Here is an 11276-nt window from a genome sequence, read left to right as displayed (position 1 = left end):
TATGATTTTGACTATAATGTCCTTGATGCGCGCGGCAGTGCAGCGCCTCCTGCTTGGCAGCCCCACCGCCCCGCGCTGCCAGAGAAATTTGAAGGCGGCAAGCGCTTTGAATTGGTGAGCGATTACCAGCCTGCAGGCGATCAGCCTGCCGCCATTGAGGCCTTGTGCCAAGCGGCGCAAGAGGGCGAAAAGGATCAGGTTCTTCTGGGCGTCACCGGCTCTGGCAAGACCTTTACCATGGCACAGGTCATCCATCGGTTGCAGCGTCCGGCCCTGATCCTCGCCCACAATAAGACCTTGGCCGCCCAGCTCTATGGCGAGTTCAAAAGCTTCTTCCCCAATAATGCAGTAGAATATTTCGTCTCTTATTATGATTATTATCAGCCGGAAGCCTATGTGCCGCGGACCGATACCTATATTGAAAAAGAGAGCAATATCAACGAACAGATCGACCGGATGCGCCATGCGGCGACGCGGGCGATATTGGAGCGCGATGATGTGATCATCATCTCCTCGGTTTCGTGCATTTATGGCATTGGCTCGGTTGAGAGCTATTCCTCCATGACCTTTGTGCTGAAGCCGGGGGATCGGGCCGACCCGCAAACGGTGACGCGCGATCTGGTGGCGCTGCAATATAAGCGCAATGATCTCTATTTCGCGCGCGGCAATTTCCGTCTGCGCGGCGATGCGCTCGATATTTTCCCAGCACACTATGAGGATCGGGCATGGCGGGTTTTGTTCTTCGGCGATGAAGTTGAAGCCATCCACGAATTTGACCCGCTGACGGGCAAGAAGACGGCCGATCTTGAGGCCATCAAAGTCTATGCCAATAGCCACCACACCACCCCGCGCCCAACCTTGAGCCAAGCGATTGAGAAGATTAAGGCCGAGGCTAAGGCTCGCGTGGAATGGTTTGAGAAAAACGGCCTGTTGATCGAAGCTCAACGTCTGAAACAACGGACCGACTTTGACCTTGAGATGTTGATGGCGACTGGGTCTTGTGCTGGGATTGAAAACTACTCCCGCTATCTGTCGGGCCGCAATCCGGGTGAACCCCCGCCAACCATGTTCGAATATATACCCGACAATGCTTTGGTGTTTGTCGATGAAAGCCATGTGACCATTCCTCAGATCGGCGGGATGTTCCGGGGCGATTATAGCCGCAAGAAAACCCTGTCGGATTATGGCTTCCGTTTACCCTCCTGCATGGACAATCGGCCGCTGCGGTTTGAGGAATGGGACGCGATGCGCCCTCAGACAATTTCGGTGTCGGCAACGCCCGGCCCATGGGAAATGAACCAAACGGGCGGGGTGTTTGTCGAGCAAGTCATTCGTCCCACGGGCCTGATCGATCCCCCGGTTGAGATCCGGCCGGTGACGGGCCAAGGCTTTACCCAGGTCGATGATTGTATCGCAGAATCGCGTGCGACGATTGCACAAGGCGGGCGCGTTTTGGTGACAACTTTGACCAAGAAAATGGCCGAAGACCTCACCGAATATATGCATGAGCAGGGCCTGAAGGTTCGCTATATGCACAGCGATATTGATACGGTTGAGCGCATTGAGATCATTCGCGATCTTCGCCTAGGCAATTTCGATATTCTGATCGGGATCAATCTATTGCGCGAAGGTCTTGATATTCCAGAATGCCAATTGGTCTGCATTCTCGACGCCGATAAGGAGGGCTTTTTACGCTCAGAAACCAGCCTCGTGCAGACGATTGGCCGCGCCGCGCGCAATGTCGATGGTCGGGTGATCCTGTATGCGGACTCCATCACGGGCTCTATGCAACGCGCCATCGATGAGACCGATCGCCGTCGCGCCAAGCAAATGGCGTGGAACGAAGCCAATGGCATTACGCCCCAATCGATTCGCTCGAACATTCACGACATCCTCAACAGCCCCTATGGCAAGGAAGGTGTTACGATTGGGTTGGGTGCCGACGCCGATGCTACCGCCAATGTGAAGGGTAAAGGCAAGGGCAGGGGTAAATCTGAAGCATTGCCCGAGGCAGGCGCTGCGGGCCATAATTTCAAAGCAGCCTTGGCCGACCTTGAAAAGCGGATGCGGGCCGCCGCTGCCGACCTTGAGTTTGAAGAAGCCGCCCGCCTGCGCGACGAGATCAAGCGGCTGGAGCGCTTGGAACTGGGCATGTAGGGTGCGCGGCCAAATCATTTCCTTTTCGTCTAGAAGGCTTTGGTAAAGGCTATGCCTCCACCAAAGGCCAGCCTCAATTGTTCGTGGGCGATTTGACGCGACACATCGCCCGGTCACGATATACCAAGCGGTTTGGTGGGCCGGAAGGATCACCAAAGCGCGTCCAGATAAGAAACCATCCAATACGATGTCATCCCCGCCGAAGCAAAGCGCAGAGCGGGGACCTCATGGGACTTTGCGGTACAAGGTCCCCGACTGGCTGACACCATCGGGGATAACAATGCTATGGTTATTCCGGTCCAAGTGGCTATGCTTCTGCCCGCGCCCAAACCAAAAACCCCCAAACCTGCACGGCCATAGCTTACTCGACGCAACAAATAGGGGGATAGATTTAGTCACCCAAACCAAAAAGCGCGCTCTGGAGACCCAAAGCGCGCCTAACAGGCTAAGCTCACACGTGTGAGAAGCTTACTTAATTTTGCCTTCGACAAACTCGACATGCTTGCGTGCGACAGGGTCATACTTGTTCATGCGCAGTTTTTCGGTCTTGGTGCGGGCGTTCTTCTTGGTCACATAGAAGAAGCCGGTGCCAGCAGACGAGTTCAGGCGGATTTTGATAGAGGCCGGTTTGGCCATGATAAATCTCCCGCGGTTGCGGTATGGGTGAAACTGAGGGGGCGCTTAGACCCTAAACCGAGCCAAAGGTCAAGACTTTCTCTGCGCTTGATGCTGTACAGCAATCGCCAGAATAGGCGTCAGCGCCATGACCGCCAGACCCGCCAGAAAGCCCGACGGGCCAAGGGTTTGTAAGAGCGTGCCTCCGGCCAAAGGTGCAATCAATTGGCCGACCCCATAGCTGCCGCCATAGGCGGCATTGGCACCGGCCAATTCGGTTTTGCCAAAACGTTCGGCAAGGCCCATCAAGCCCAAGGTGTAGAAGCCCGTGACACAGCCAGACCACACAAAGCAAATCGCATAGGCCTCTGTCGGCGACCGTACAGCCATCAAGAGGAAGGGGCCAATAAAGCCGATGATGGCAACCCCCAAAAGCGTACGCGTGCGTCCATAACGGTCTGCCAGCACCCCAATGGGGCCTTGCAGCAAGATATTGCCGAGGCCACTGGCCGCAATCAAATAGCCCGCTGCGGCATCTTCAAAGCCAACTTCGCGCACCCAGAGTGGAAAGAGGTTGAAGGCGCTGGTTTCAATGGCACCCATGGCAAAGGCCGGCACGAAGAGGGCAGGGGCGATCATCAGGCGGGCAAGTAGCGCAGAAGGTTTCGCTTCGGCCCCCTCGGGCCGTGTAGCAGCTGGTGTCTTGAGCAGGAAAAGGGGCAGGGTGGCCAAAGCCATGATCGCCGCCCCCGCATAGGGCGTTTCCGGGCCCTGATGGCCCAATTGCGCAATCACAAAGCCCCCAATGCCGAACCCACCCGCGAATGTGGCGGCATAAAGCCCCAGCAGTCTGCCGCGCAAATGGGCCGGGGCAAGTTCCAAGAACCAAGCTTCTGAGGCGACAAAGATAATGGTGAGGGAGGTTGAAAAGCCAAAGCGGATCGCGGTCCACACCCAGACATTGTCGGTCATCGGATAGAGGAGAAACATCAGGCTTGAGGCTAAAAGCCCGCCACCCAGAATGACTTTCACCGGGAAGCGGCCCATCAACCAGGGCACCACGGGCGTACAGAGTAGGCCAGCCAGTCCTGCAAAGGTCATCAGGAAACCGACTTCGGTAGCCGACATGCCGGTATCGTCCAGCGTGAGGGCAAACAAGGGGGCATTGATGGCAATGCCGACAGCGGCAATCAAACCGCAACTGAGGGCCGTTCCGATCCCGGCCCAGGTCGCAGGAGACATGCGCGCCTCGCTCATAGCCGGTCCATCTGCGGGCCAGTACGACCCCAGCGCAAGAAGGCTGGCGCATGGGGCTTGTCTGGGGCCTGAAGGCGCGCTTGCACTTCGCCCAGAATGAAGCGGGTCACATTGGGCAGATCCAAGCCAAAGGCCTCTTCCAAGCTGAACCAACGCAAGTCTTGCATTTCAGCGCCATCGCGGGCTGGCCGCAGGTCATAGAGCGCCTCTTCGGCATTGGCGATGAAGAAGCGCGCGTCAAAGCGCTTATGGCGTTGGGGTGGAGTAATGGCACGGGCAAAGAAGTGCAGCGGGCTGAGGTGGGGCGCGATGCCGGCAGCGGCATAGCTGGTCCAGCCTGGATCCGTTGTGCGCAGCTGCACGCTGCCGGGCTTGCCAATCAATAGGCCCGTTTCTTCCCATGTCTCGCGGATGGCTGCCAAGGCAAAGGCGCGCGGGTGACGGGTCTTATTGGCCTTGGACAAATCTTCCGCCGATTGCGCGGGAAGTTCGTCATGGGTTGGGATGAAGCGATCCGAACGGTCGACCTTGCCGCCTGGAAAGACATATTTGTCGGGCATAAAGCTATGACCACTCGCCCGCCTACCCATCAGGATTTTTGGGCCTGATTGGGTGTGCTGGATCAAGATCAAGGTCGCCGCATCCTTCGGGCGTGGCGCGCGCGCTGGTGCGTTTGGACTACCAGCCTGATAGGGCATATCCCGTTCTGCGGATGGATCGAGGGCAAGGAGGTCAACGGGCTGGGTCATGGCAGATGGGTTTAGGTTGATTGGCGCAAATGGGAAGACCCCATCCGCTTTGAGTTTGCTGCTCGGCCACTTTGACCCACAAAAAAAGCCCCCAACCCGAAGGTTGAGGGCTTTGATTTTGATCTAGATCAGCCAGAGCTTACCAGATGTATTTGGCCGACACACCATAGGTGCGTGGCTGGCTTGGATAACCAGACACCGTGCCCGATTGAGCCACACCAGCGAAGATGGTGGTCAAATAACGGTCGTCGGTGAGGTTACGACCCCAGACGGTCAGTTCCCAGCCATTGTTCATCGTGTACAAGACACCACCGTTCAAGGTGTTGATCTCGCGGGTGTAAGGAATAGCCGCAGCGCGATTGCCTTCCAGGCCGTCTGCAATCTGGGTTTCGCCTTCGTGGAAGAAGTCAGCCCGGAAGGTCAAACGTTCGCCATTCGCCAGTGGCTGCACATAGGTAGCCGAGGCAGAATAGGTCAGTTCGGCAATGCCTGCTGGTTGAACGCCCGACAAGTCGCCGAAGGCGCTTTGCTTGAAGTCGTCATACAGCGGATCCAGATAGGTCATGGCGAACGACAAGGTCAAAGGCCGGATTGGCCGATAGGTTGCGTCGAACTCCACACCCTTGGACGATTGGGTCCCTGCGTTGGCCAACTGGAAGCCCGTGCCGGTGAAGACGTTGGACTGGAAGCCCGCGATCTCTTGGTCGAACAAGGTCAGGTTGAATGCGCCCTTGGGGAAGCGCGCCTTCACGCCAATTTCTGAAACCGTTGCTTCTTCAGGACCAGCAAAGCGGGTGCCGGTGCTGAGGTTGGTCACAGCCAGACCCGCATTGCGGATTCTGGATGGGGCTGGGTTCAGGATTGGGTTGCCTGGGATGAAGTCGGCAGCGAATGGACGGGAGTCACGCGACAGGTTGAAAGAGGTCGCCTTAAAGCCAGTTGCATAGCTGGCATAGGCATTCCAGTTGTCGTTGATTTCCCAAGCCAGACGGAACGAGTAGGTCGTCTTGGAATCGTTGGTCTTGCCGCTTTCCACCGCGTTTGGAATGTTCAAGAACGGTGGTTGGAACTGCAAGGCGCGCAGACCCAAGAATGGGTTACAGGTTGGCAGACCTGGAGGCTGAACGGCTGGGCAAGGGGTGCCAGCAACGCTACGTGCCACAGCTGCCGCATTGGTTGCGCCAATGACTGGGGTCAATGCATTGGTCAAGAAGCCTGCGCCGAAGGCATTGAGGTCGAGACCCGAGAAGGTGTCGGTGCTCAAAATATTGATGCGAGCTTTCTTGATATCGTCGGTATAGTTGAAGCCCGCGGTCAAGGTCAGAGCAGGGGTGATCTTGTAATCGATCGTCCCGAAGAGCGATGCAGCATCATTCTTCATGCCCATGTCTTCGGTGGTACCCGTGCCTTGGCGCTGGAAGGTGGTGCCAACTGGCAGACCCAAAGCATTTTCAATCAAGGCCAATGGCGAAGATGCGCCACCAGTCAGACCATTCGCATAAGCGCGGAAGTCTTTCTGATAGACAACGCCTTGTTGCTGGTCGATTTCTTCCTTGAACAAATAGCCACCCAACAAGAAGTTCAGCGGGCCGTCATAGCTGGACGCCAAGCGGAATTCTTGGGTCAAAGTGTCGATTTCGAACTTGTTATAGGCGCTGGCCAAAGCTGCGCTGGTGAAGTCGATATCGCCGTCCGAGAAGTTCTTCGAATTCCGGTAGGCCGAAATCGAGGTGAACTGCCACTTGCCGAAGTCATAATCGATCTGCAGCGAAACACCTTGGTTGGAGATTTCGTTGACAGGCGCAATTTCCGACTGGACTTGGTCAGAGAAGGGGCTGTTGGAAACGATTTTGCCGCCAATGCCGCGGATGATGGCACCGGTTGGGCCGTCCTTCACGTTGACAACGGCGCAGCACAATTCTTCCAGATGGTCATAGTCGACGATGGCGCGGACCTTCAATTGGTCGCTTGGCTTAATGACCAAATCGCCGCGGATGTAATAACGGTCGCGGTCATTGATCTTCTTGCCGATGGCCAGATTGTCCACATAACCGTCGCGCTTGTTGAGGCCAAAGGCGATGGAGCCTGCGGCATTTTCACCCAAGGGGCCGGTGACGTCTGCTTTGGCGACAATCGCGTTGAAATTGCCAAAGCTGACTTCGGCCGAACCGCCATATTCAAACTTAGGCTCGCGGGTGACGACCGAGATCACACCAGCCGAAGCATTCTTGCCGAACAGGGTCGATTGTGGGCCGCGCAAGACTTCGACGCGCTGCAGGTTTGGCAGGTCATTGATACCAGCCGCTGCGCGCGAACGATACACACCGTCGATGAAGATTGCGACCGAAGGTTCGATACCGGCATTGTTGGCACCATTGCCGAAGCCGCGAATAATGAAGGTTGCGTTCGAGGAACTTTGGTTGGTGCTGACGCGCAGCGAAGGAACGAGCGTTTGCAAGTCGTTCAAGTCACGCACTTGCGCCTTGCTGATCGTATCAGCGGAGGTAACCGACACAGCAACCGGGATGGATTGCAGCGTGGTTTCGCGCTTGGTTGCCGTCACGATGACGACTTCTGGTGCTTGGTCGGGTTCTGCTGCCGCTGGCGCGGTTTGGGCCTGCGCGACGCTTGCGAAGCCAATGCTGGCCAAGCAAATGGACGAAAGCAGCGCAACTCGGCTGATCTTTGAAGTGGTGTTTGAACGCATGTGTGTTTCCCCAAAAGAATTTTTTTGGTCCAAACCCAAGCAAAACCGGGGATTGGCCTTTGGTGTCCGAAGATTCTTACATCTTGGTCTAGCTTATCGTTAGACTGCTCGCTTTCAACCTGCAACACATGCGAAGCGTTTTTCCGGCTCTTGACTGCAAGGCTTCCAAAGTGTTGCCAGAAAGGCGCAAAAATCGAGGTGTTTTTGCCCGATAGGCCAATGATTTAGGCTGTTTTGGTGAAGTGTCTTAACAAATGGTAACTAGGCGAGCTTAATTTCGCGAAGCCTTTGTTCCAGAAAATCCTGTGCATTGATGGGTTCATATTTGATTGGACCATTCATCGGCAGGGTTTCGATCAAGACATCGGGGGAAAAATGCAGGAAAAATGGCGAGGAATAGCGGGCGAAACGGGCGCGCTCGGGCTCTGGATTAATCACCCGATGCACAGTCGAGGGCAGCCGGTCATTGGTGAGGCGGGCCAGCATGTCACCAATATTGATCACCACACAGCCCTCAGGGGCCGTAACCGCCTGCCACTGGCCTGATTTGTCAAGCAATTGTAGGCCGGGTTCTTCAGCGCCCAGAAGAAGCGTGATCACATTGATGTCGCCATGGGCACCTGCCCGGATCGCACCTGGCGTCACATCGGGGCCGAGGGCGGGATAGTGCAGGGTTCGCAGGATTGAATTGCCTTCAGCAACCTTGTCGTCAAAATAGTCGGTTGGCAGTTCGAGATAGGTAGCAATGGCCCGCAAAATGCGTTTGCCCAACAGGTCAAAGTCCTCAAACATCGCCTTTTGGCTGGCATCAAAGCCTTCAATCTCTGGCATGGGGACATTGGGTGGCATCACGCTGGAAAAGCGGTGTCCTTCTGGCAGGTCACGACCTTGGTGCCAAAACTCCTTCAGGTCGGCGATGGTGTGATCCTTGGCGGTCTCCACCCCAAAGGCGGTATAGCCGCGCTGGCCCGCGCCGACAGGCGACTTATAAGACTTCTTCACATCCACTGGTAAGGCAAAGAATGCTTTGGCCTTTTCCAAGGTGGTGTCGATTATTTTCTGATCGACTCCATGGTCGGCCACGATGGCAAAGCCGAACTTCTCAAACCAGCCACCCAATTCTTTCGAAAACCCGGCAAAGTCGGTGTCATAGGTTTTCATCGATACGGGTTTGATGACTGAATCTGGCATGAGGGTCTGCTCCAAAACGGCCTTGGCTTCTACGGGAGGGGCAAGGAAAGCTCAAGGCGTCAATGCGTCTCAGGCTGAATGGGAGGGCAAAATGTATAACATGTTTGACATGTACGGATCGGAGGCTTAGGCAGGGTATGTAAAACATTTTGTACATTTTGCCGATATGAAAGGTCAGGGTCATGACGCTTACAGAAAAGAAAGCAGGCATATCCCTTCTTATTAGCCTTGCTATCTTCGCTTATCTTGCCAGCAATATGATAGATGGATGGTCTATCCCCGACCAAGAAGCACGTCATATCTGGCGCACTTGGTTTTTTGTGCTGGGATTTGGTACTGCAGGTGAGGCTGCTTTGAGTATGTGGGCCACCTCTATGCGTAAGAAAGGGGCTCTTGAAGACGAGCGGGACGAGCAGATCGTCGCAAAGGCAGATCACCTTGGTCTTCTTGTCGGATTTATCGCGATCAATGTTCTTATCTGGCAAGTCCTCTTGCAATCGACCTATCCAACCCCCGCCCAATGGACCTTGAACGTCCAGCATTTGCCAACTTTGTTTTTCGTATTGATGGCCATTTTGTTTCTCTGTCATGGGGTTAAGCAAGTGATGGTGCTTGTGTTGAGCCGAACTTCCTAATGGCTGTCGCAAAGGGGCGTGTCCTCAATCAGATCCGACAGCTGCGGACGCAAGCAGGCCTCACCCAACAGGAATTTGCCAATCTTGTGGGGGCGACCCGTCAGACCATTCTGGCGATTGAAGCCGAGAAATATGCGCCGTCGCTAGAGCTAGCCTTTCGTATGGCTCGGGCACTGTCGGTGCCGTTTGAAACCTTATTCCACTTTGAGGAAGAAGAGCCACGGCCGCGAGATTGATCTGACTGGTGAGAATTTCGATCAAGCTCTGTTGGATATTCTCCGCTTGCGCTTATGATACAGGAACCCGACTTGAGGCTAACCGGCGCAAGTCCCAGGTCATCACATAGGAAGATGCTCATGTCGCAGCCCACACAAAACCCCATCGAACTTTATTATTGGCCAACCCCAAACGGCTGGAAAATCTCCATCGCTTTGGAAGAAATGGGGCTGCCGTATGAGATGAAGCCCGTCAATATTGGCAAGGGCGAACAATTTGAGCCAGCTTTCCTTGCCATCAGCCCGAATAACCGCATGCCTGCGATCATCGACCCGAACGGTCCAGATGGAAAGCCAATTTCGGTGTTTGAGAGCGGGGCCATCCTGCAATATCTCGGTCGAAAGACGGGCAAATTCTACCCCAGTGACGAACGGGGTCGGGTAAAGGTCGATGAATGGGTCATGTGGCAAATGGCAGGCCTTGGCCCCATGTCCGGTCAAGCCAGCCATTTCCGTCTCTATGCGCCTAATCTGGTTGATGATCCAAAGCTGATTGAATATGGCCAGACCCGTTACACCAATGAAGTCAATCGCTTGTATGGCGTGATGGAGCGTCAATTGAAAGAGACGCCTTTCCTTGCTGGTGATTATTCCATTGCCGATATGGCGTCCTATCCATGGGTGCGTGGTGCGAAACTCTTTGGCCAGAATCTGGATGATTTCCCCCATGTCAAAGCCTGGTTTGAGAAGATTGACGCCCGCCCTGCCGTGATCGCGGGCAATGCAGTTGGCGAGGCCCTGCGCAAGCCTGCTGGCGAACAATCCAAGGAAGACATGAAGGCAGCCGCCAAATCCTTATTTGGCCAAACCGCCGCTGTCACCAAGACCTAAGTCATCTGAATGGGAGGGCAGGGGCTAGGTCGCTTCAGCCCTTCCAATTCACCGCTTGCTCCAGCAAATATTGCCGGAAGGCCGCAATCCGCTTGGAGCGGCGAAGATCTGCGGGATAGATGAAGAAGACGTCGATATTGGGCCCGTCGGTTTCTGGGAAGATGCGCATGAGCCCTGTATCGGCTTGAGCCAGATAATCGGGCAGACCACCAATGCCGAGGCCTGCGACCACCGCTTTTACGAGGGCTGAGACGTTGTTAATCGTCAGCGCCGCTTCCCGTGGACGGTGCTCTTCCCGGCCCAAGGTGAGGGCAAAGTCCAACACTTTCATGGGGTCGCCCGCACGTGCGCCATAGGCGATCACGCGGTGATTGGCCAAATCTTCTGGCGACTTCGGCATGCCATGCTTGGCGACATAATCGCGTGACGCATAGAGCGACGTGGTGATGGACAGGATTTTGCGCTGGATCAAATCGGCATGGGTGGCTTCCCATAGACGGATCGCACATTCGGCTTCCAAAGTCGTAAGATCGAGTTCGCGGTCGTCCAGTAAGAGGCGCAGCGACACGTCTGGATAGGCATCCATAAAACCGCCCAATCGCGGCGCAAGCCAGGTTGCGCCAATGCCAATCGGGGCGGTGACGATGAGTTCGCCTTGCGGCCGATCGCGCGCATCTTTTAAGTTAGACTCAGCAACAGCGGCGATTGTGGCCATCTGGCCGGTTGATTGCTGCAGCACTTTACCAGGCCCAGTCAGGATCAGGCCGCGGGCATGGCGGTGAAACAAAGGTACGCCCAGACCATCTTCCAGAGCCGCAATTTGGCGGCTGACTGCTGATTGAGAGAGGCCCACTTTTTC

At 55.5% G+C, this 11276-nt stretch carries 10 protein-coding genes; 4 read left to right on the top strand and 6 right to left on the bottom strand.

Annotated elements, in window-relative coordinates:
- A partial coding sequence (uvrB, locus tag IOB61_RS12240; protein WP_290817054.1) for an excinuclease ABC subunit UvrB occupies nt 1-2157 on the top strand: 2157 nt, incomplete at its 5' end.
- Nucleotides 2158-2625: 468 nt separating this feature from the next.
- Here uvrB and rpmG read toward each other — a convergent pair.
- The 5 genes from rpmG to IOB61_RS12215 form a co-directional block, all read right to left on the bottom strand.
- Nucleotides 2626-2793: a 50S ribosomal protein L33 gene (gene rpmG, locus IOB61_RS12235; protein ID WP_240007432.1), complete on the bottom strand. Its 168-nt coding sequence runs from the start codon at nt 2791-2793 to the stop codon at nt 2626-2628.
- A 69-nt stretch (nt 2794-2862) separates the two neighbouring features.
- Nucleotides 2863-4029, bottom strand: coding sequence for an MFS transporter (locus IOB61_RS12230; protein WP_290817048.1), 1167 nt, complete (start codon nt 4027-4029; stop codon nt 2863-2865).
- On the bottom strand, nt 4026-4778 hold the full coding sequence (locus tag IOB61_RS12225; protein WP_290817044.1) for an NUDIX hydrolase: 753 nt from the start codon (nt 4776-4778) through the stop codon (nt 4026-4028). The genes IOB61_RS12230 and IOB61_RS12225 overlap by 4 nt, the downstream gene beginning before the upstream one ends.
- Before the next feature lie 139 nt (nt 4779-4917).
- Complete coding sequence (locus IOB61_RS12220; protein WP_290817040.1) at nt 4918-7485, bottom strand: TonB-dependent receptor; 2568 nt, start codon at nt 7483-7485, stop codon at nt 4918-4920.
- Nucleotides 7486-7746: 261 nt separating this feature from the next.
- Nucleotides 7747-8676 (bottom strand): 2-oxoglutarate and iron-dependent oxygenase domain-containing protein, encoded by a 930-nt coding sequence (locus IOB61_RS12215; RefSeq protein ID WP_290817037.1) that lies wholly within the window; start codon nt 8674-8676, stop codon nt 7747-7749.
- 182 nt (nt 8677-8858) lie between these two features.
- Between IOB61_RS12215 and IOB61_RS12210 the strand changes: the two genes are divergently transcribed.
- The 3 genes from IOB61_RS12210 (at nt 8859) to IOB61_RS12200 (ending at nt 10417) form a co-directional block, all read left to right on the top strand.
- Complete coding sequence (locus IOB61_RS12210; protein ID WP_290817033.1) at nt 8859-9311, top strand: DUF2178 domain-containing protein; 453 nt, start codon at nt 8859-8861, stop codon at nt 9309-9311.
- The gene (locus IOB61_RS12205; protein ID WP_290817030.1) at nt 9311-9547 is read left to right on the top strand and encodes a helix-turn-helix transcriptional regulator; all 237 of its coding nucleotides are present in this window, start codon (nt 9311-9313) and stop codon (nt 9545-9547) included. Before IOB61_RS12210 ends, IOB61_RS12205 begins: the two co-directional genes overlap by 1 nt.
- Nucleotides 9548-9667: 120 nt before the next feature.
- Entirely contained in the window at nt 9668-10417 is a 750-nt protein-coding gene (locus IOB61_RS12200) for a glutathione S-transferase N-terminal domain-containing protein (protein WP_290817027.1), read from the top strand.
- A gap of 34 nt (nt 10418-10451) precedes the next feature.
- Here the strand turns inward: IOB61_RS12200 and IOB61_RS12195 are convergent.
- Nucleotides 10452-11276 (bottom strand): LysR family transcriptional regulator (locus tag IOB61_RS12195; protein ID WP_290817023.1); only part of this gene is annotated, 825 nt, incomplete at its 5' end.

The sequence above is a fragment of the Aquidulcibacter sp. genome (genome assembly GCF_020253525.1).
Classification (GTDB): domain Bacteria; phylum Pseudomonadota; class Alphaproteobacteria; order Caulobacterales; family Aquidulcibacteraceae; genus Aquidulcibacter.
This window is presented reverse-complemented; position numbering and strand designations above follow the sequence as displayed.